The organism is Aquisalimonas sp., from assembly GCF_007120195.1.
Taxonomy (GTDB): Bacteria; Pseudomonadota; Gammaproteobacteria; order Nitrococcales; family Aquisalimonadaceae; genus Aquisalimonas.
Genome location: NZ_SKOG01000040.1, coordinates 1 through 20741, shown reverse-complemented (window position 1 = coordinate 20741; position 20741 = coordinate 1). Strand labels below are relative to the sequence as shown.

Here is a 20741-nt window from a genome sequence, read left to right as displayed (position 1 = left end):
GCGAACCAACGGCTGCAGGGACAGGACACTAGGGTCCTGTAAGCCAGGCAAGGAATCCGTCCAGCGCCGACACAACCGCATCCGGCTGCTCCACGCAACACAGGTGGGCGGCTTTGGGGATGATTTCCAGGCGCGCGCCTTCGATCCGCGCCACGATCGCCTCGGACGCTGACACCGGGGTGCCCGGGTCTTCCTCGCCGACGATCACCAGAGTGGGCCGGCGGATGCCATCGACCTGGGGCACGAGATCCATGGTCGCGATGGCCTCGCAGCAGCCGGCGTAGCCCTCGATCGGGGTACGCAGGAACATGTTGCGGATGCCTGCGACCGTCGATGTTGGCAGGAATGCGGGGGTGAACCAACGCTCCATGGCACCATCCACCAGCGCTTCCAGGCCATCGGCGCGGACCTGCTGTGCGCGCTGCGTCCACATGGACGGCTCCGGCATACGCATGGTGGTATCGCACAAGATCGCGCTGTGCAGCCGATCACCGTGGCTGCCGGCGAGCTGCTGGCCCACCATGCCACCGATCGACAACCCGCAGAAGTGCACCCGATCCAGCTCCAGCCCGTCCATCAGCGCCACACAGTCATCCGCCAGGCCGGCAATGGTGTACGGGCCCGCGGGCACGCTCGTGAGTCCATGGCCACGCATGTCGTAGCGCAAGATGCGGTAGCGCCGCCGTAAACGGGCCGCCACCGGATCCCACACGCGCAGATCCGTGCCAAGGGAATTGGAGAACATCACCACTGGCGCTGTGTCCGGGCCTTCGAGGCTGTAGTGGATCACGCCATCACTGTGCGCAAGGAATTGCATAGAGGACTCCATTACCGTTGGCTGCGGCACTCGCCGCTGAAGCCGCCATGAGCGTAGTCGCGCCCGCACTTACTCGTTGTGAAACGGTGGGCGCACCGGCGGCAGCTCGGCAAACTCGCCCCGGCGCTGCTCGGCGTTGGCCTGCATGGCCTCGCGGATTTCGGCATGCTGAAGCATGCTCGCATTCCACACGCCGACGTAGTCCAGGCTGTCCGCCACCGAGTGGTCGCGGGCATAGTTGGCCATCCGCTTGCACCCGTGGATCGCCAGTGGCGGCTTGGCGGTAATCTCACGGGCGATCTCCATCACGCCGTCCAGCAGGCCGGCGTGATCCGGGAATACCCGGTTGACCAGGCCCACCGCCTGCGCCTCGTCTGCGGTCATGCGCCGTCCGGTGTAGGCCAGCTCCCGGGCCACGCCTTCGGGGATCAGCTTGAAGATGCGCGGAAACGTGCCCACATCCGCGGTCATGCCAATGTTGATCTCGTAAATGGTGATGAACGCGTCCTTGGTGGCATAGCGCATATCGCAGGCGGTCACCAGATCCACGCCACCGCCAATACAGCCGCCCTGAATCGCCGCGAGCACCGGCATGCGGCAGTGCTCCAGACAGATGAAGGTTTCCTGCATGGCGCGCACCGTATGCTGAAAGCGCAACCCGGCCTGGCGGTTCGCCATGGGGTCACCGGGTTCGGCGGCGAGCGCGCCGAGTGCCTTGGTGTCCAGGCCCGAGCTGAAATGGGGGCCCGTGGAGGAGATCACGATGACCCGCGCGCGGGCGTTATCGTCAATGTCCCGGATAATCCGCGGCAACTCCTCCCAGAACGCGGCAATCATGCTATTGCGCTGTTGCGGGCGGCCGAGAACCACGTGCGCAATCCCGCCGCTGATGTCGACGTCAAAGCACTCAAAGCTCATGCCCGCTCTCCGCTTGGTCAGTCAATATCCCCGCAGCCCGGCGAATCCCGCGCCAATCGCCGGGAACGCTCTCCGGATCGATCATGCCGGCACCCCCCTCCTGTCCGCTCCTAACGCCGGAGGATGCCATGCGGGGAACATTCCGCGCACCCCCAGCGTAGGAAATGGTCACGTCCCGACGTTTTGGTCAATACTGCAGGGTGTCAGGACTTCACCGATGCAAACCATAAAGAGGAGGAGACCATGCGCGGACTCATGATGGACCGCCCCCTGCTGATCTCGCAGATCATCGAATATGCGGCCAGCAATTTTCCCGATCAGGAAGTCGTCTCGCAGACGGTTGAAGGGGAGCTTCATCGATATACCTACCGGGACGCCGCGCGCCGCAGCCGGCAGCTGGCCCACGCGCTGGGGCAGCTGGGCGTTCAGCGCAGCGATCGGGTGGCCACAGTGGCCTGGAACACCTACCGGCACCTGGAGCTCTACTACGCCACATCCGGCACCGGCGCCATCTGCCACACCATCAATCCGCGGCTACCGGCGGACCAATTCATCTACATGATCAATCACGCCCAGGACAAGTACATCTTTGTGGACCTCACGTTCGTCCCACTGCTGGAGAAGCTCAAGGACCAGCTCCCGGGCGTGGCCGGCTTCGTCATCCTCACCGACCGCGCGCACATGCCCGAGACGCAGCTGCCCAATGTCCACTGCTACGAGGAGCTGATCGCCGAGCACCCCACGGAATTCCATTGGCCGGACCTGGACGAAACCACCGCCTCCTCCCTGTGCTACACCTCCGGCACCACGGGCAATCCCAAGGGGGTGCTCTACTCCCACCGCTCCACGGTGCTGCACTCGTTCTTCGTGCTCTCCGTGCCGGGGCTGGGGATGGACGAAGAGAGCGCCATGCTGCCGGTGGTGCCCATGTTTCACGTAAACGCCTGGGGCGTGCCCTATTTCGGGCCCATGGTGGGCGCCAAATTGGTGTTCCCGGGGCCGCGCCTGGACGGCGAGAGCCTGGCAAACCTGATGAACCAGGAAGGCGTCACCGATGCCTGGGGCGTGCCCACCGTCTGGCTCGGGTTGCTCAAGCACATGCGTAGCGCCGGCGAGCGGTTTCGCACCCTCAAGCAAGTGCTCATCGGTGGCTCAGCGGCGCCGCGCGCCATGCTGCAAGAGTTCAAGGAACGCTTCGATGTGGAAGGCTTGCAGGGCTGGGGCATGACCGAGATGAGCCCCATCGGCACAGTGTCGCTGGTACGGCCGAAGGACAGGGACCGTCCCGCCTCGGAACAGTTGGACATCAAGTGCAAGCAGGGCCGGGCGGTTTTCGGCGTGGACATGAAGATCGTCGACGACCAAGGCAACCCACTCCCCCACGACGGCGAGGCCTTCGGCGAGCTGCTGGTGCGTGGTCCGGCCATTCTCTCCGGCTACTACGAGAACCCGGAGGCCAACGCCAAGGCCTTTGACGCCGAAGGCTGGTTCCGCACTGGCGACGTATCGAGAATTGACCGCGAGGGCTATATGGAGATCGTCGATCGCACCAAGGACGTCATCAAGTCCGGCGGTGAATGGATCAGCTCCATCGATCTGGAAAATGCGGCCGTGGGCCATCCGGAAATCGCCGAGGCCGCCGTGATCGCCGCAGCGCACCCGAAGTGGGACGAACGTCCCCTGCTGGTCTGCGTTCGCGAATCCGGCTCGAGCGTGGACAAAGACGGCGTACTCGCGTACCTCAGCGACCACGTGGCGAAATGGTGGCTACCGGATGACGTGGTTTTTGTGGAGGAACTCCCCCACAGCGCCACCGGGAAGCTGCAGAAGGCAAAGCTGCGCGAGGAGTTCAAGGGGTATACCCTGCCCACCGCATAGTGGGGCGAGCTGGCGCGGTGAGCGACCGATGACGGGCCCTTTGACACGGAACCCAACCACCGCCGCGTGCGTAGTTTGTATGGCCGGCTTGGCAATCAGTCATCAAGACTGGGCGGGTCAGCGGCAATGCGTTTCCCATTTCCATCGGTCAACCGGAGTGGCTCTAAATGAACGGCGCGTGCACAGGGGCTGGTAAACCCGCCAGCGAGGCACTGTTGGCGGACCCATTGAGCAAATTCGGCAAGTCCCCGACGGTGCTGTACGGGCACAGGATCGGCCTGCTGGTCACGGACGGCACCCGCGACGACGTACTGACAGCGCTGCGTCGGGCGGCGGAAAAGGAAGGGGCGAGCGTGGCCATCGTGGCCACTTCGATAGGTGGCATCTCCACGCGCGACGGCGCACGTGTTGCCACCGACCACGCGCTCTCCATGGCGCCATCGGCGCTGTTCGACGCGGTGGCTCTGGCCCCGTCGAAGGAGGGCGTTCGGGCGCTGTTGGCGGAGTCGCCCGCCATCAGCTGGCTTCGTGATGCATTCACCCATCTGCGCGTGATTGGCCATGTGCGCGCCGCTAAACCATTGTTCGATCAGGCGAACATCGGCATGGATGCCGAGGAGGGCATAGTGGCCATGGAGGGCAGCCATGGCCCTCAGCGTTTTTTCGACTTGGCCAGAACACAACACCTCTGGATGACAAAGCCGTGGGGCGCTGCCACAGTTGAGGCGATCCGGGCGGATGGAACGGCCTCTCGCAGGGATGGCATGTGAGGGCTCGCGAAGCCTCAAGCGCGCGACATCGCAAAGTTAACGAACACACGCATCATCCCACCCACTGCGATGAAACAAGCCGCGGGGCCAACGCGCGCGACCGGAGTCCGACATTCGCCGGGCTTCGCCCGCAGCGCCGTGCGAGCGCGGACATGGCTGTTGGCGCACTCCTGCGATTTTGTGTAGTCTCGAGCGCCTGACGGATGAACCCACGAGGATTGAATGGCCATCAACTGGCAGGCGTACGAGAATCCCGGGTTCCACGACGAGCTAATCGATTCCGACGGCCAGGTGCGGCCTCCCGCGCGGGAATTGCTCAACTACCTCGACTCCCTGAGTACGGACGAGATTCACGAACGCCAGCACGCCGCCGACTTGGCCATTCTGGAGATGGGCATTACCTTCACGGTCTACTCCGAAGGGGAGAACATTGACCGCTCCTGGCCATACGACATCATCCCACGCATCATCGCTGCCGCGACCTGGCAGCAGGTGGACGCCGGGTTGCGGCAGCGGGTGGCGGCGCTGAACCGCTTCATCGCTGATATCTACGCAGAGCAAGCGGTGATCGCCGATGGCATCTTTCCACGGGCGCTACTCGAGAACTCGGTCAACTTCCGTAAGGAGTGTATGGGCGTGCATCCGCCCCAAGGTGTCTGGGCGCACGTCTGCGGATCGGACCTCATCCGCGACCATGAAGGGCGCTTCCTGGTGCTTGAGGACAACCTGCGTGTCCCCTCGGGTGTGTCCTACATGATGGAAAACCGCGTGATGACCAAGCGCGTGTTCGGGGAGCTGTTCGAGAATACCAGTATTCAGCCGGTCGGTGACTACCCGACGAAGCTCTTCGACATGCTCGCGGCATTGTCCCCGCGCCCCATGGATTACCCTGAAGTGGTGGTGCTCACCCCGGGTATCTACAACTCCGCCTACTTCGAGCACTCGTTCCTGGCGCAGCACATGGGTGCGGAACTGGTGGAAGGCTCGGACCTGGTGGTCGGGTCCGACGATTGCGTGTACATGCGCACCATCGACGGCCCCCGGCGCGTAGACGTCATCTACCGCCGTATCGACGATTTGTTCCTGGATCCCGAGTGCTTCCGCAAGGACTCCGCCCTGGGCGTGCCCGGCCTCATGCGCGCCTGGCGTAAGGGCAACGTGGGCCTCGCCAATGCGCCGGGCGCCGGCGTGGCGGACGACAAGGTCGTCTACGCCTTCGTGCCGGATTTCATCCGTTATTACCTGGGCGAGGAACCTATTCTGCCGAATGTCCCCACCTACCGGTGCGACCTGGACGATGAGCGTGCCTACGTGCTGGACCACTTGGACGAACTGGTGGTGAAACCGGCCAATGAGTCCGGCGGCTACGGCATGCTCATGGGACCTACGGCCACCAAGAAGGACCGCAAGCATTTCGCCCGGCTGATCAAAGGCGAGCCACGCAACTATATTGCCCAGCCGCTGATCCGGCTCTCCACAGTCCCGACCGTGGTGGACGGGGGCGTCGAACCGCGGCACGTGGACCTGCGCCCCTTCGTCCTGCAGAGCGATGAGATGTACGTCACCCCCGGGGGCCTGACTCGGGTCGCGCTGCGGCGCGGATCCACCGTGGTGAACTCCTCCCAGGGTGGTGGCAGCAAGGACACCTGGATCGTGGAAGGCTAGCCGTATGCTCTCAAGAGTCGCAGAACGGGTCTATTGGATGGGTCGTTACCTGGAGCGCGCCGAGAGCATGGCTCGCCTTGTCAACGCCCACAGCAATGAGGTGATGGATTTGCCGCTGAACATGCGCGACAGCTGGCGCGGCCTAGCCAACATCACCGGCGCCAGTGGCGCGTTCGCCGGCCATTACAAAAATTACGACGAACGCAATGTCGTGAAGTTCCTGCTGGCCGACACCTTCAACCCCGGCTCCATTCTGACCTCGGTCCGGGCCGCGCGGGAGAACGTGCGCACTACCCGGGAACTGATGCCCACGGAAGCGTGGGCCGACATGAACCGGCTCTACCTGTACGTGCACGACCATGTGCAGAAATCCCTGGCCCGGCGGCACCGCTTCGAGTTTCTGCACACGGTCATTTTTCGCTGTCAGCAGATTAGTGGCCTCCTGGCCGGCACCATGAGTCACGATTCCGCCTACGATTTCGTGCGTCTCGGCCAGAGTCTGGAACGCGCCGACATGACCACCCGCATCGTCGACAGCGCCGTCGCCGTTCTCATGCCGCGGGAGGACATCGCCGAAGACTACGCCAACGTGCTCTGGGTGCACGTGCTGAAATCCCTGTCCGGCTACCAAATGTACCGCCAGCACATCCATCCGCGGGTGGTGGGCCATGACGTCGTGCGCTTCCTGCTCCAGGACCGCCTGTTCCCGCGCTCCGTGGACCACAACATTGCCGTGGCCGAGGCCTGCATGCAGGCACTGCCGCGCAATGAGGCCACCCTGCGGCGGGTAGGCCGGCTCCAGCGGCGCATCAACGAAGCCGAGCCCCGGGACATGCGCATGGACGACCTCCACGAGTACATCGACGTCCTCCAGACCGGAATTGGCGATATCCACAAACAGCTCACCGGCACCTGGTTCCGCCTGGATCCGGACGCACTGCCGCAGGAGGCGTAGGCGGCGAGCGCCGTTGGCGCTGCCCGGCAGCAACGCTGGGGCCCCCTCGCACAACCCACGCTCAGCCGCGTTATGCTGGCGGCACTTAGGCAAATGGTGGCTGACAGCCATGCCCGCAACACTGAAATCGACGCTGCTGTCCGCCTACGAGCCCCTACCCGGCCACCCCGATGAATTGATAGATGCGTCGGGCCAGGTGAACACGACCTGGACATACCTCGCCAAGGCACTCGATACGCTGGGGGTGGACGGGCTGCACCAGCGCCAGAAGCACCTGCGGCGGATCCTGCGCGAGCGGGGCGTCACCTACAACGTCTATAGTGACCCGGCAGGCCTGGAGCGAAGCTGGGATCTCGACCCGGTGCCCATGCTCATCGGCAGCGACGAATGGGCCCGGGTGGAGCACGGCCTACAACAGCGCGCCGACCTGTTCAACCTGATCCTCAAGGACATCTATGGCCCCCAGGAGCTGCTGGCCCGCGGGCTCCTGCCCGCGGAGCTGGTCCATGCCCACACGGGCTTCCTGCGGCCCTGCCACCCGTATCGGACCGGCCTGAACCACCCACTGACGTTGTACGCAGCCGACCTGGCCCGGCGCCCCGACGGTACCATCTACGTGCTGGAGGACCGCACCCAGGCGCCGTCGGGTGCTGGCTACGCCCTGGAGAACCGCGTGGTCATGAACCGGGCGATGCCCAGTCTATTGCGGGAATCCCAAGTCCACCGCCTGGCGCTGTTCTTCCAGAACCTGCGCGCCACGCTCTCCGCACTGGCACCACCACGCGGTCAGGACGAAGCCCACGTGGTGGTGCTCACTCCGGGTTCGCGCAACGAGACGTATTTCGAGCACGCATTTCTGGCCAGTTACCTCGGTTACACCCTGGTCGAAGGCGGCGACCTCACGGTGCGGGACGGACGCGTCTGGCTACGATCCATGGACCGCCTGGAACCGGTGGATGTGATTCTGCGCCGTCTGGACGACGACTATTGTGATGCACTGGAGCTGCGCCCCGAATCCTTGCTGGGCGTGCCCGGCCTCACCGAAGTGGTGCGCCAGGGGAGCGTGGCAGTTGCCAATCCGCTTGGCGCAGGCGTCCTGGAGAACCCGGCACTCAACGCCTTTTTACCGGGCATCGCCCAGCACCTGTTAGGTCAGGAGCTGGAGCTGCCTGCCCCGCCCACCTGGTGGTGCGGGGATCCCGACTCCCGGGAATACGTGCTCAGCAAGCTTGACAGTCTGGTCATCAGGCCCATTGATCAGCGTTCCGGGGCGCGCACCATCGTTCCGGGCACCCTGGATAAATCGGCCCGGGACGCCCTGGTCACCCGCATCCGCTGGTCGCCACAGCACTTCGTGGGGCAGACGCCCAGCGGATTCTCCTCGGTACCGACGTTGGGTGACCTCGGTCTAGAGCCGCGTCTCGCTGTGTTGCGAACCTTTCTCGTCGCACGCTCCGACGGCTATGCCGTCATGCCGGGCGGACTGACGCGAGTCGCACGCGTTCCAAGCGACCCCAGCATGTCCAATCGGGCCGGCGGGCTATCCAAGGACACCTGGGTGATCGCCACCGAGCCGGTGCGCGAAGCCAGCCTGCTGGCGATCGAGGTGACGGACGGTGGGCCCACCGACCGCTCGGCAGCCCTGCCACCGGCGGCCACCGAGAACCTGTTCTGGATGGCACGCTATGCCGAGCGCGCCGACCAGGCCCTGCGGCTGGTGCGAGTGATCACGCGCGTCCAGCAGGCCACTATGGACACGTCGCGACCCGTGGAGACGCGGTGTCTGGAAACCCTACTCAGGGCACTGACTGCAATGACCGGCACACAGCCGGGCTTTCTCGACAACACTCGGGACAGCCTACGGGAGCCGACGCCTGAGCTCCTCTCCGTGCTGCAGCACGGGCAAAGAACCGGCTCGGTCACGTTCAACCTGCACGCCATGCTGGCGGCGTCCCACGCGGTACGTGACCGACTGTCCCCGGACATCTGGCGGGTGATCGGTGCCATCCGCCAACGGCTGTCGGAATTGCCCCTGCCGCTAACAGTCGAGGAGCTCGCGGGCGTCATTGACGAGCTGGTGACGCTGCTTGCGGCACTGCGGGGACTGCAGGAAGACACCATGGTCCACAGCCGTGCCTGGAGCTTCCTCGAGATGGGGCGGTGTGTGGAACGTGGTCTGCTCACCACGACATTCCTCCACGCAATCCTGGTGACGCCGGAGAAGGCCGCCACCGAGTCCCGCCTGCTGGACGCCGCGCTGGAGCACCTGGAAAGCCTCCATGCCTACCACCGCGAGTACCACCATCCGGCGCAACGCGACAGCGTTCTGCGGCTGCTCCTGCTCAGCGAGAGCAACCCGCGCTCGGTGGGGTTCCAGCTCGCACGACTCGAAGCGAACCTGGCGACATTGCCCGACGCCGGCGCACCGGACGAGCTCTCCGCGGAACAACGCCTGGCACTCGATGCCAGGACGGCTTTGCGATTGAGCGAACCCGAGACACTGCTGGTAGACTCTGGCACGGCGACGCCCGGCGAACCGCTGGAGGCCCTGCTGACGCGCACGCACCGATTGCTCGCCAAGGCCGCCCAGAGCCTTGCGAACACCTATTTCTCGGATCCCCAGGGTCCACGCCAGCTGGATCCAATGCCGCGACCCGGCGGAGAGCGACCGTGAGGTACCGTGTCACACACCGCACGGAATACTCCTACCCGCGGACCATCGGCCGCGGCTACAACGAAGCGCACTTGGCGCCACGGGCAACGCGATACCAGCAGGTCCGCGATCACCGGGTCGACATCCACCCGATGCCGGCCTACCGGTCGAGACGCACGGACTACTTTGGCAATGGCGTCCTGCACTTCGCCATCCAACAGCCCCACAGCCTGCTGAGTGTAACCGCCATCAGCGTCGTGGAGCTGACGAGCCCCGCGGCATCGATCACCCTGGCCGAAGGTACGCCATGGGAGACAGCAGGCGCCATTATCAGCGACGACCGCTCGAATTCCGGCCTCGAAGCCCGTCAGTTCCTGCTGGATTCACCGCTGGTGGAGACGCGCCGGGCATTGGCACAGTATGCTGCACCGTCCTTCCCCGCCGGTCGCCCGGTCCCCGCAGCGGTCAGCGACCTCATGGGCCGAATCCATGCCGACTTCGCCTATGATCCCACCGCCACCACCATCAGCACGCCGCTGGAACGTGTGTTCCGGGAGCGACGCGGCGTGTGCCAGGACTTTGCCCATCTGGCCATTGCCTGTCTGCGAAGCCTGCGACTCCCCGCCCGCTACGTTTCCGGCTACGTGGAGACCACGGCGCCACCGGGCCAATCGCGACTTGTCGGAGCGGACGCATCCCACGCCTGGTTCGCCGTCTATGACCCTGCCCTGGGGTGGCTGGACTACGACCCCACCAACAACCGGATGCCGGGGACACAGCACGTCACCACCGCCTGGGGCCGGGACTACGGCGATGTCTCCCCGCTCAAGGGCGTGATTTTCGGGGGCAGTCAGGGCCAACGCAGCGAGGTGGCGGTGGATGTAGAACCACTCGACGCAGAGGAGCACAATCGATCATGACCCGCACCAGCCCCCTGACCATCGGCGTCCTCAGCGGCGATCCGGACCTCCCCTACGCCTACGGCGTGGACGGCCGCTTCGGGCCCGAGGATACAGCCGCGGCGCGCGCGGCGGTGGATGCCATCAACGCCATGGACGGCTACACCGCTGTGCCGCTGAACAACCACGCCGTATGGCTCGACGTCCTGCGCAGCGATCCGCCAGTGCTGGCGCTCAACTTTTGTGATACGGGCTACCGCAATCTGCTGCGCAATGAGCTCAATGTACCGGCGCTGCTCGAGCTGCTGGAGATTCCTTACACCGGTGCCACAGCCGCTTCCATGAGCCTGTGCGGGGATAAGGCCCTGGTACGATTGCTGGCGGCAAGCCACGGCATCCCGGTGCCCAACGAAACCCTCGTAGACCTCACTGCCGACCCACTGACACTGCCGGAGCTCTACCCGGCCATGATCAAGCCCAACGATGGCTGCGGCAGCATCGGCATCACGCCGGACGCGGTGGTGTACGATGCCACCGAGGCAGACGCTTACCTGCGCTGGCTCGCCGGTGCCATGGGCGGGAATCGACCCCGGGCCCTGATCCAGGACTTCCTCACCGGCCCGGAGTACACCCTGGGGTTGCTGGGCAATCCGGAGACGGGCTTCACCGTACTGCCACCGCTTGAGATCGACTACAGCCAGTTAGACCCATCCCTGCCGCCGATTCTCTCCTATGGCTCCAAGGTGGACCCGCAGTCAGCTTACTGGCAGGCCGTTCGCTTCAAGCAGGCGGAGCTGGATACCGCCCACGAGGCGGCCATGGTCGAGCATGCCAGCTGGCTCTTTGAACGCCTGGGGTTCCGGGATTACGCCCGCATTGATTTCCGCGCTGGCGCCGACGGGCTGCCGCGGCTGCTGGATGCGAACTTCAACCCCACCTGGAGCCACGACGGAAAAATGGCAATCATGGCGGGTTGGGCGGGGTACAGCTACACCGACCTGTTGCGGATGATTCTCGAGGCAGCGCGCGCACGCTACAGCATGGACTAAACCGCCACCTTGTCACACCAGACGCCGCGGGACGATGTCATCCCACTCGCGGCGGGATATGTGCGCCCCCGACTCGAAGGCGTCGAGCGTCGCCTGCACCCGGAAATTCTCCGTGTCCGCGCTCAGGGCCGTGCGGCATTCGATGCGCAAGGACCAGTCGCCCCGGCGCAGGATCGTCTTCTGCTCCACTTCGGCGCGGGCAGACAAGGGGTCGTGCTCGCCGATGCGGAACGTGCGCCGGATCGTGTAACCGATGGTGAGATCAATATCCTCGATGCGCGCCAAAGCGGCGCCACCGAAATCGCCGCCGTCGCCGAAGGTGGTGTAGACGGTCTCGTCTGTGGCGAGATCCAGCTCCACCATGCGTTGCGCCTGGGCCCATTCCAGAGGCGTGTGATCCGACACCGGGCCGCGCTCCGGCGCCTCGAAGGGGCGCAGCTCGGCGTCGGCCCCGCGCGGCGGTCGCTCCGGCAGCTCCAGGGTGCTGGCGCCGGTGTAGATGGTAAGTTCCACCGGCTCCGGGGCCGGCCAGAGCATGGGCCAGTAGGTCGTGGACACGGCCAGCCGCACCGTGTGACCCGGAGCGAATGAATAGGCAATGTCATTGAGGCGGATCGGCACACGGTAGCGCCGCCCGGGCTCCAGGGGTTGCGGATGCTCGTGGCTGTCCCGGTGGGTCAAATTGAGCACCCCGTAGCTCACCCGGCTGGATCCACCGTCGGGGGCAACATCGTTCAGCCGCACGATGACGTGTGCCAGCGGCCGGTCCGCGGTCAGCTCCAGGGTCGCAACCGGGGCGCCGAGAATCTCCAGCGGCTCCGCCAAGGGATCGGAATCGAACACCAGGGACTTGCCGTCATCCGCGCGCTGATCCAGCGGCGCGTCACCATCGGCGCCGTAGCCGTAGAAATCCCCGCCGCGCAGGCCGGTGGTCTGGGGCGAGCGCGCGCGCACGGCGTCCTCGGGGTCGGGCTGCTCCCCCAGGGAGGCCACGTTCACGGCCCAGCGACGCGGCACAATGCGCGGCGACGGCCAACACGCTTCCGCGATCCAGCGGCCCGGTCGTTCGGCGTGGTAGGGCGCGGGGCGAATCCACTCCTCCATCCAGGCGCGAAAGGGCGGCTCGTCCATGATCCCGGTGTCGATCCCCTTGAGCCAGTAGTCCCACCAACGCACCGCTTCCTGGAAAAACCCGATTTGTGGCCCGGGCTCGGCGGCGTGGGGAAAGGCGTGGGGCCAGGGGCCAATCAACGCCTTCTTCGGGGCGCTCAATCCCTCCATCAGTCGGGGGATGGCGTTGACGTAGCCGTCCGCCCAACCGCCCACGGCGTAGACGGCGCACTGGATGGCATCGTAGTCCTCGCAAACGGAGCCGTGCTTCCAGTATTCATCGCGGTGCGGATGGCGCATCCACAGGGCCGGGAAGAGGCGGTTGTTCTCCAGGCGCGCCAGCCACTGCTCGCGCCAGCGCTCGCCCATGATTTCCGGATCCGGCGGGCAGGCATTGAGGGCGAAGAACGCCGAGCCCCAGACGAAATTCTCGTTGAGCAGACAACCCCCCTTGTAGTGGGCGTCATCCGCGTAGCGGTCGTCGGTGGAGCACATGGTGATGATGGCCTTCAGCGCTGGCGGCCGCCGAGCGGCGACCTGCAGCGAGTTGAAGCCGCTCCAGGACAGCCCGATCATGCCCACGTTGCCGTCGCACCAGGGTTGGTGCGTCAGCCAGTCGATGGCATCCACGGCATCGTCCTGCTCCTGCTGCAGGTATTCATCGCGCAGGATGCCTTCTGAGTCCCCGGTGCCGCGCACATCCAGGCGCACGCCGATGTACCCGTGCCCGGCGAAGTAGTGATGCAGCGGCTCATCGCGCAGCCGCGTGAAATCGCGCTTGCGGTAGGGCATGTACTCGAGAATGGCCGGCACCGGGTTGGTCTCCGCGTCGTCCGGCATCCAGATGCGCGCGGCCAAGCGGACCCCGTCGCGCACGGGGATCCACACGTTTTCGATCACCTTCACGCCTTCGGGGAAGGAGTCCACCACCCTCATGACCTTTCTCCTGCGCCGGCCGTGGGCCGACGAGATCGACGTCGTTATGGCCGCCTATGGCCCACACAACACGTGGGAACTGCCCGGCGGGCCGATGCCTCCCACATCGGCCACCCACCAGGCCCGGCGCCGGGCGGTTTCGGCCATTCTCACCGCAGCAGCCGACCTGTGCCCCCGGATGCGGGCGCCTCGCCTCCCTCGACCAGCGGCATCGTCTCCGGATCCATCTCCAGAAGTCGCTCAGTAGTCTTGACCAGTGTGCGTGCCACCTTGTAGGTCGTCTCCAGAGAGACGGATTCGTTGGGCGCATGGGCAAGATCAATTTCGCCCGGACCGTAGATCACCGTGGGCACCCCCGCCAGGCGCACCCAGCCTGCCATATCGCAGCCGTAGGGGACTGATGCAATGTTCGGCGTTCTACGGAACTCCTCTTCGGCGGACTCCGCCAGCGCCTCGACCAGTGGATGGTCCCGGCGGGTCTGCGCCGAGCCAAACCCCGAGGCCAGCCGCGTAATCCGGGGCGGGTTCTCCCGCAGCCAGGGATCATTCTTGGTCAGCTCCTTGATGCTGCTGCGAAAACGCTGCTCGGCTTCATCGATGGTCTCATCCAGGGCCACCCCCACCCGCACCTGCGCCTCGAGCTGATCCATGACGCTCGACGACCACAGCCCGCCGCGAATGGTGCCCACGTTGGTGGCGTAGGGCAGGGGATGCACCTTCATCAACGGATGTTGCTCGCGCTCGTTCAACGCCCGTTCGTCCTCGCGCATGGCCTGGTAAACGGTGAAAAAATGATCCAGGGCGCTCTGGCCTTGCAAGCGCTTGCTGGCGTGGGCGGACTTGCCGGCGACCTCGACCTTCAGCGACATGGCGCCGGCATGGGCGATGACCAGCTCCGGCACCCCTTTGGCCCCCGTCGTGGGTTCGGGGACAATGCAGGCGTCGGCCTGCCAGCCGCCACGAATGGCGGCCAGCGTGCCGAGCCCACTGTCTTCCTCGGCCGGTACGGCGGCAAAGATGATGCGGCCCGGGAATGCGCGCCCACTCTCGGCAAAGGCCTCGAAACAGGCCATGGCGGCGACCAGCCCGGACTTCATGTCTGACGCGCCGCAGCCGTAGACGCGGTCGCCGCGGGTCACCCCGGAGAAGGGCTCGTTTTGCCACCGCGAGTAATCCCCTGGCGGCACCACATCCACATGGCCGGTCAGGAGCACGCTTGGTCCCGGTTCCTCGCCCCGCAACACACCGACGACCACCGGCGCCCAGGCGCGCTCGACCTCGTGGCCCGGATAGCGTGGGTCGCGCTGGAGCGCCGCGATGCCATCGTTCCAGTAGTCGATCTCCGCATCGAACTGTTGCAGCCAGTTGGCAATGTGGGAGACCACCGCATCTTCTTCTCCCGTCACGGAGGGGATACGGATCAAAGACACCAGACGGTCACGAATCCGCTCAATATCAACGTATGACGTGCGTCTCACCATCGTTCAGCACCCTCCTGGGCTAGGGATAAATAGGCCCGCGGCGCGCTGGCGGAGCACGCGGCGCCCGTTTTCATAGTGGGCGTGGGTCGTGTAGGGGTCAATTTCACTGATGCCTCATTGGGCACGGTTCACACCTCGTCTAACGCCGCAAAGACCACTTCCCGTGTTCCCTCAGACAGGGAGGGAATCGCCCGAATCCGTTCGAGTTCGCGACCCAGTAGACGGCGACGGTCCGCGCGCATCCAGCCCCCAGGGCTCAGGTAGCGTGCAAGGCCTGCTGCCAGCGGCGGGTTGACGGGATCAATGCAGCACACCTGGTCTGCCAACAGGCGATAACCGGCACCGTCAGCACGGTGGAACTGCGCCGGATTGTCGGCACAAAACACTTCGATCAGGCTGCGAACCCGATTCGGTTGATGAATCGCGTACGCTGGGTTGTCCATCAGCGCAAGCACCTGCTCCAGCGTATCGGCACGTCGCGACCGGGCCTGGATGGCGAACCATTTGTCCACCATGAGCGGGTCATGCCAGCAACGGCGTTGAAAGTCTGACAGCGCCTCGTCGCGCACCGGTGCCTCCGTGTCGGTGAGCGAGGCCAGGGCCGCCAAGCGGTCGGTCGTGGTGGGGCCGGCGGCGTACTGGTCATGGCAGAGCGCGATGGCGTGCGCAGCACCGCCGGCGACCACAATACCGAGGCAAACGTTCTTTAAGGCCCGCCGGCCGACGGCCACGGGCTCCTGGCCGCCGTCCGGCGGCTGCGCGCACGCGTGGTACGTCGCGAGAAGCTGCACGCCAAGATGGCTGTTGATCTGGCGGACCAACCAGTCCCTGGCCGCGACCAGCGCATCGAAATCCACCGCGCCGAGTTCCGTGGCGAGGGTGGATTCGTTAGGCAGCGTAAGCATTTCGGCGATGACACCGGGCGACGCGGTGTGCTCACGCAAGAGCTGACCAAATACCGTGACCAATGCAGCCGGCAGTGCATCCTCACCCCGCAGCCGCCGGTCTACCGCCCGGTGCACCAGTCGTTGCACGGCATCCCAGCGCGCCAAGGCATCCGGGTCGCGCACGGCGAGCTGCCGCAGTTCCGCGTCAGAATAACGAAAATGGACCCGCACGGGCGCCGAGAAGCCTCGCAGCAGCGCCGGGATCGGCGGCGCCGCCACGCCGCTAAACCAGAAGGTCTGCTGCCGTTCGCCGAGCTCCAGCACGCGTGTCGTCGGACCCGGCGCCGCATCAGCGTGCAGCTGCACGGGCAGCTCGCGCCCCCCCTCGTCCAGAAATCCGACGGCCAGCGGCATATGCAGCGGCGCCACCCCCTCCGGCAGGAGCTGCTCGACACGCAGACCGTAGCGGGCCTGCTCGCGCTCATGCACGGCGGTAATCCGCAGCTCGGGCGTGCCACGCTGGTCGTACCACTGCAGAAACTGATCGAGATCCCGGTCCGCAGCCGCTGCCATGCAGGCGATAAAATCCTCCACGGTGACGGCTTCGCCGTCGTAAAGCTGGAAAAACCGATCCATACCGGCGCGAAAACGACGCGCCCCAAGCAGGGTAGCCACCATGCGCACGAGTTCGGCCCCCTTGCTGTAGACCGTGTCGGTAAAGAAGTTCTCAATCTCGCGGTAGGCTTGCGGCCGCACCGGGTGGGCCAAAGGCCCGGCATCCTCGGCGAACTGGCGCGTGCGCATGAGCCGCGCATCCTCGATCCGACGCACGTCCCCCCAACCCTGGTCGGCCACGAACTGCTGCTCCCGGAAGACCGTGAGGCCCTCCTTGAGACCGAGTTGGAACCAGTCGCGGCAGGTGACGCGGTTGCCGGTCCAATTGTGGAAGTACTCGTGAGCGACTAGCGCTTCAATGGCGCGCAGGTCGGCATCCGTGGCGCAGCCCGGATCGGCCAGCACGTAGCGGTCATTGAAGATGTTCAGCCCTTTGTTCTCCATGGCGCCCATGGTGTAGGCGCTCACAGCGACGAGGTTGAGCACGTCCAGATCGTACTCCCGCCCGTAGCGAGACTCGTCCCAGGCCATGGCGCGCCGTATGGTGGCGAGGGCGTGATCACAACAGTGAATGTTGTGCGGCTCGGCATACAGGCCGATCGATACAGACCGTCCGGACGCGGTGGTGAACGCGGACTCGGCCTTCTGCAGCTCGCCGGCCACGAGCGCAAAAAGATAGCAGGGCTTGGGATGGGGGTCATACCAGACCACCTGAGCGCGGCCGTCGGGTAGCATGACCCGATCGACCGGGTTGCCGTTGGCGAGCATCACCGGGTAGCGGACAGCGTCGCCCCGCAGCGTCACCCGGAAGCGGGACAATATGTCAGGACGATCGGGAAAGAACGTAATCCTGCGGAACGCCTCGGGCTCACACTGGGTGCACAGAATCGGGCCGGCCTGGTAGAGGCCCATCAGCGCCGTATTGGCCGCCGGATTGAGCACGACTTCCGTCTCGAGCGAGAAGCGATCCGGCACGTTGTAGATGGTCAGACTTGCCGCATCATGGCTCCAGGCGTCATCGGGCAGTGGCTGATCATCCAGAGACAGGCCATCAAGGTGCAGCTGCTCGCCGTCAAGCCGCAGGGCGGCTTCCGGTAGCGGCGAGTCCGGATTGCGCCGCAACCATAGCTCGCTGTGGACACGCGTTGCGCGTGGATCCAGATCAAAGGTCAGCGCGACGTGATCGACCAGAAACGCCGGAGGCCGGTAGTCGTCGCGCTGCACCCGTGGTGCCGATACCAACATGGCGAATTCTCCAGGGCGTTGATGCCCGACTTTCCGCAGCATAAACCGGGCTGGGCCAACAATGGTATGCTATCGGGCCAATGACGACACCCAGCCACCCAGCGATTACGCGCCCCCCGGAGCAGCACCGCATCACGCGCGGGGCCATGTCATTGCGCCCAACCACTTCAGCGGACCTCGATTTCGTTGTGGCGGTCGAGCGCCACCCGGACAACGCCGCCCACGTGGAACAGTGGACCTCCGATTGGCATCGCCAGGCACTGGAGCGCCCGTCAACACGCCACTGGATCATCGAGCACACGGGCCACGCCGTCGGGTACGCCCTCCTCGAAGGCGCCGACGACCCCAACGCGAGCTTGCTGCTGCGGCGCATCGCCATTGTCAGCAAGGGCCACGGTCACGGCCGGGCCGCCGTGCTACTCGTCGCCCGATACTGCTTCGAGGAGCTGGGCTTCCACCGGCTTTGGCTGACGGTCGCCCCAGGTAACCGCCGCGCCCTCAACCTCTACCGCCGCCTGGGCTTCGTCGAGGAGGGGATTGCACGCGAGAGCGTTCGCAAGGGCGACACGTTCGTCTCCATGCACGTATTCTCGATGCTGGACCGTGAGTACCGCGCCTCGCCTCAACTGTAGTTGGTCGGCACCACGTCGGCGAACTGAAAGTCCAGAATCTCCATGATGTTGCGGAATTTCTCGTGCAGCTGTTCCTCGGTATCGGCCCCGAGGAAAACATCCGCGATCTCGAAGCTGTAGCTGTCCTGGGCGCGAAGCTCGGACAGGCGCATACCTTCTTCTACGCCCACGTGCACAATAAGTTCCGGATGCTGCTTGTGCAGCAATTCGATCTCCGCGGGGGAGGGTACGCGGGTGACCACGGTGTCGCCGAAGACCCGGGGCATGAACTTACCTGCCATGGCGAAACGCCCCTCCTGACGCGGGAAGTCGGGCCGTCGTCCCAGGGCAATATCAATGGCCACCTCGTGATGGGAGGCACCGGTGGCAATCTGGAAGATCGGGCAGTGGGACTTGGAGATGCGCGGGTTGATCTCCAGCAGCCACAGCTTATCCGTGGCCTCCTCCCAGAAAAACTCCATGTTGAACGGGGTATGGTCCGTACCGATGTGGTTCAGGATCTTCTCTGCATGGCCGATCATGCGGTTCTGCACCCCGGGCGGGAGATGAGACGGGTACTGGTAGCTGAAGAAGCTCACCTGGTTGGACGCGCGCAGGGAATCGACGATGGCATACACCACCACCTCGCCGTCGAAGACGTAGCCTTCCAGGGTGCACAGGCGACCACTGATCAGCGCCTCGGCGATGCAGGTGGCGCCGCTGCCCCGATCCGGTAAAGCGTCCGGGTTCTGGCAATATTGCATGATGTTGTCGAAGGGCTCGGCGAACACATGAATCTTATCCCGGATCGTGGCCATCGCCTTCAGGTACTGCTCCTGGTTCTCGATGCGGAAGCCCAAGTACGAGGAGAAGGCGACGGAGGGCTTCAGCCAGAAAGGGTACTCCATATCCAGGTCGGCCAACGGATCGTCGCTGTATGGATCCAGCCCCTGGAAGTCGGGGGTGCACTCCGGTAACGCCTCTTCGCCGGCGAGGCGATTCCAGTACTTGTTCTCGCAGTAGAGCACGCTCTCGAGGGTTGGCGTGGGCAGACCCCACTCCCGCCGCAGGATGGGCAGCATGGAGGTAGTGGGGAAATCCCAGTGGCCAATAATCGCGTCGACACCAGGCGCATCCTGCAGGGTCTTGCGGGCCTCGGCCATAATGGCATCCATGGGATACGACGGCGGATTGACCATGGTGTCGTAGTCCACCAGCCCATGGAACGTGTAGTCGCCAGCGTTGTGGACGGTCTTCAGCTCACTGAGATTGAAATCGTCAAGCCCGATGACAAAGATATTCCGCGTCGCGGTCATAAATCTAACCCCCTATGAGTCATCTCCCGTGCGCATGTGCCGATGGGCGCACGGCCCAGTGTTGAGCATACCGGTAAATGGGTTGGATGCCATGGTTGTGCCCGCGGCATCCACGATCCGGGTATGCCGGCTGCGGCGTCAGAGACCCCCCTGCTTCCGGCAACCGGAAACTACGGCAGTAGGATAACCGACTCGGGCAGCCGCACATCCATGGCAACCGGCAGATGATCGGAGACCGCGTAGTCCAGCACCTCCGCCCGCTCCACCGTCAGCGATGACGACACCAGGATGTGGTCGAGATGGTGCTGCGGGCACCAGCTCGGATAGGTGGGGAGAATCAGGCTGGGTTCGCTTAGCGTGGTGCGATCGAGCAAGGCCCGGATCTCGGGGCTGTCGGCGGTACAGTTCAGATCACCCATAACCACGACGTGGTCGAGCGGCGCGATCAACTCGGCGACATACGAAAGCTGGCGCATCCGCGCTTTCGGGCCCAGCGCCAGATGCAACAAAATGACGTGTAGGGAGTCACCCGGACCGCCGAAGGTCATGTGCAACGCCCCTCTGCCAGGAATCATTCCCGGCAGCGCGTGCTCGCGAATCTCCAGGGGGCGAAACCGGCTCAGCAAGCCGTTGCTGTGCCGCGCCAGCTTGCCAACGCGACGGTTGGTCTGATCATGCCAGTACGGAAACCCGCCCGCGCGGCTGACGAATTCCGTCTGGTTGATGAAACCGCTGCGCAAACTGCCGCCATCGACTTCCTGCAGGCCAACCAGATCGTAGGTTCGCGTCAGCCGACCGAAGCGTCTCAGCGTGCGCGGTCGATCCGCGTGGGGGAAGAGGTGTTGCCAGCTCCGCGTCAAATAGTGGGCGTAATGGCTGCTCTGGATGCCGGCCTGGACATTATAGGTGAGCAACCGCAACCTGGCCGGGTCCCTG

15 protein-coding genes are annotated in these 20741 nt (G+C 64.9%); 8 read left to right on the top strand and 7 right to left on the bottom strand.

The features are described from left to right. Positions 1 to 28: 28 nt before the first annotated feature. Complete coding sequence (gene pcaD, locus QZT63_RS03365; protein WP_290648583.1) at positions 29 to 817, bottom strand: 3-oxoadipate enol-lactonase; 789 nt, start codon at positions 815 to 817, stop codon at positions 29 to 31. 69 nt (positions 818 to 886) lie between these two features. Further along, positions 887 to 1735 carry a crotonase/enoyl-CoA hydratase family protein gene (locus QZT63_RS03360; protein ID WP_290648582.1) on the bottom strand — a complete coding sequence of 283 codons (849 nt, stop codon included), beginning with the start codon at positions 1733 to 1735 and terminating at the stop codon, positions 887 to 889. Positions 1736 to 1978: 243 nt separating this feature from the next. On the opposite strand from QZT63_RS03360, the gene QZT63_RS03355 reads away from it, so the two are divergent. The 7 genes from QZT63_RS03355 to QZT63_RS03325 all read left to right on the top strand — a co-directional run bounded on the left by QZT63_RS03355 (position 1979) and on the right by QZT63_RS03325 (position 11604). Beyond that, positions 1979 to 3613 (top strand): long-chain-fatty-acid--CoA ligase, encoded by a 1635-nt coding sequence (locus tag QZT63_RS03355; RefSeq protein ID WP_290648580.1) that lies wholly within the window; start codon positions 1979 to 1981, stop codon positions 3611 to 3613. 167 nt (positions 3614 to 3780) lie between these two features. Then, a complete protein-coding gene (locus tag QZT63_RS03350; protein WP_290648578.1) occupies positions 3781 to 4383 on the top strand; it encodes a hypothetical protein in 603 nt (200 codons plus the stop codon). A gap of 222 nt (positions 4384 to 4605) precedes the next feature. Beyond that, a complete protein-coding gene (locus tag QZT63_RS03345; RefSeq protein ID WP_290648576.1) occupies positions 4606 to 6048 on the top strand; it encodes a circularly permuted type 2 ATP-grasp protein in 1443 nt (480 codons plus the stop codon). A gap of 4 nt (positions 6049 to 6052) precedes the next feature. Further along, the gene (locus tag QZT63_RS03340; RefSeq protein WP_290648574.1) at positions 6053 to 7003 is read left to right on the top strand and encodes an alpha-E domain-containing protein; all 951 of its coding nucleotides are present in this window, start codon (positions 6053 to 6055) and stop codon (positions 7001 to 7003) included. A gap of 109 nt (positions 7004 to 7112) precedes the next feature. Next, positions 7113 to 9677: a circularly permuted type 2 ATP-grasp protein gene (locus tag QZT63_RS03335; RefSeq protein WP_290648572.1), complete on the top strand. Its 2565-nt coding sequence runs from the start codon at positions 7113 to 7115 to the stop codon at positions 9675 to 9677. Continuing rightward, positions 9674 to 10576 (top strand): transglutaminase family protein, encoded by a 903-nt coding sequence (locus QZT63_RS03330; protein WP_290648570.1) that lies wholly within the window; start codon positions 9674 to 9676, stop codon positions 10574 to 10576. Before QZT63_RS03335 ends, QZT63_RS03330 begins: the two co-directional genes overlap by 4 nt. Then, positions 10573 to 11604: a D-alanine--D-alanine ligase gene (locus QZT63_RS03325; protein WP_290648568.1), complete on the top strand. Its 1032-nt coding sequence runs from the start codon at positions 10573 to 10575 to the stop codon at positions 11602 to 11604. The genes QZT63_RS03330 and QZT63_RS03325 overlap by 4 nt, the downstream gene beginning before the upstream one ends. Before the next feature lie 12 nt (positions 11605 to 11616). Here the strand turns inward: QZT63_RS03325 and QZT63_RS03320 are convergent, their stop codons facing one another. The 3 genes from QZT63_RS03320 to pepN form a co-directional block, all read right to left on the bottom strand. Further along, a complete protein-coding gene (locus QZT63_RS03320) occupies positions 11617 to 13650 on the bottom strand; it encodes a CocE/NonD family hydrolase (RefSeq protein WP_290648566.1) in 2034 nt (677 codons plus the stop codon). Between the two features lie 149 nt (positions 13651 to 13799). Then, positions 13800 to 15131 carry an ArgE/DapE family deacylase gene (locus QZT63_RS03315; RefSeq protein ID WP_290648564.1) on the bottom strand — a complete coding sequence of 444 codons (1332 nt, stop codon included), beginning with the start codon at positions 15129 to 15131 and terminating at the stop codon, positions 13800 to 13802. A 128-nt stretch (positions 15132 to 15259) separates the two neighbouring features. Continuing rightward, the gene (gene pepN / locus QZT63_RS03310; protein WP_290648562.1) at positions 15260 to 17878 is read right to left on the bottom strand and encodes an aminopeptidase N; all 2619 of its coding nucleotides are present in this window, start codon (positions 17876 to 17878) and stop codon (positions 15260 to 15262) included. An 80-nt stretch (positions 17879 to 17958) separates the two neighbouring features. On the opposite strand from pepN, the gene QZT63_RS03305 reads away from it, so the two are divergent. Further along, complete coding sequence (locus QZT63_RS03305; protein ID WP_290648560.1) at positions 17959 to 18510, top strand: GNAT family protein; 552 nt, start codon at positions 17959 to 17961, stop codon at positions 18508 to 18510. Here the strand turns inward: QZT63_RS03305 and QZT63_RS03300 are convergent. Further along, a complete protein-coding gene (locus tag QZT63_RS03300; RefSeq protein ID WP_290648559.1) occupies positions 18501 to 19805 on the bottom strand; it encodes an ATP-grasp domain-containing protein in 1305 nt (434 codons plus the stop codon). The genes QZT63_RS03305 and QZT63_RS03300 overlap by 10 nt on opposite strands. A gap of 170 nt (positions 19806 to 19975) precedes the next feature. Next, a partial coding sequence (locus QZT63_RS03295; protein WP_366635763.1) for an endonuclease/exonuclease/phosphatase family protein occupies positions 19976 to 20741 on the bottom strand: 766 nt, incomplete at its 5' end.

Excerpts from the sequence above, each read along its gene's own strand:
- QZT63_RS03340 (WP_290648574.1), top strand. The coding sequence starts at position 6,053 with ATGCTCTCAAGAGTCGCAGAACGGGTCTATTGGATGGGTCGTTACCTG.
- QZT63_RS03325 (WP_290648568.1), top strand. The coding sequence starts at position 10,573 with ATGACCCGCACCAGCCCCCTGACCATCGGCGTCCTCAGCGGCGATCCG.
- QZT63_RS03300 (WP_290648559.1), bottom strand. The coding sequence starts at position 19,805 with ATGACCGCGACGCGGAATATCTTTGTCATCGGGCTTGACGATTTCAAT.
- QZT63_RS03335 (WP_290648572.1), top strand. The coding sequence starts at position 7,113 with ATGCCCGCAACACTGAAATCGACGCTGCTGTCCGCCTACGAGCCCCTA.
- QZT63_RS03320 (WP_290648566.1), bottom strand. The coding sequence starts at position 13,650 with ATGAGGGTGGTGGACTCCTTCCCCGAAGGCGTGAAGGTGATCGAAAAC.
- QZT63_RS03345 (WP_290648576.1), top strand. The coding sequence starts at position 4,606 with ATGGCCATCAACTGGCAGGCGTACGAGAATCCCGGGTTCCACGACGAG.
- QZT63_RS03315 (WP_290648564.1), bottom strand. The coding sequence starts at position 15,131 with ATGGTGAGACGCACGTCATACGTTGATATTGAGCGGATTCGTGACCGT.
- pepN (WP_290648562.1), bottom strand. The coding sequence starts at position 17,878 with ATGTTGGTATCGGCACCACGGGTGCAGCGCGACGACTACCGGCCTCCG.
- pcaD (WP_290648583.1), bottom strand. The coding sequence starts at position 817 with ATGCAATTCCTTGCGCACAGTGATGGCGTGATCCACTACAGCCTCGAA.
- QZT63_RS03305 (WP_290648560.1), top strand. The coding sequence starts at position 17,959 with ATGACGACACCCAGCCACCCAGCGATTACGCGCCCCCCGGAGCAGCAC.
- QZT63_RS03355 (WP_290648580.1), top strand. The coding sequence starts at position 1,979 with ATGCGCGGACTCATGATGGACCGCCCCCTGCTGATCTCGCAGATCATC.
- QZT63_RS03350 (WP_290648578.1), top strand. The coding sequence starts at position 3,781 with ATGAACGGCGCGTGCACAGGGGCTGGTAAACCCGCCAGCGAGGCACTG.
- QZT63_RS03360 (WP_290648582.1), bottom strand. The coding sequence starts at position 1,735 with ATGAGCTTTGAGTGCTTTGACGTCGACATCAGCGGCGGGATTGCGCAC.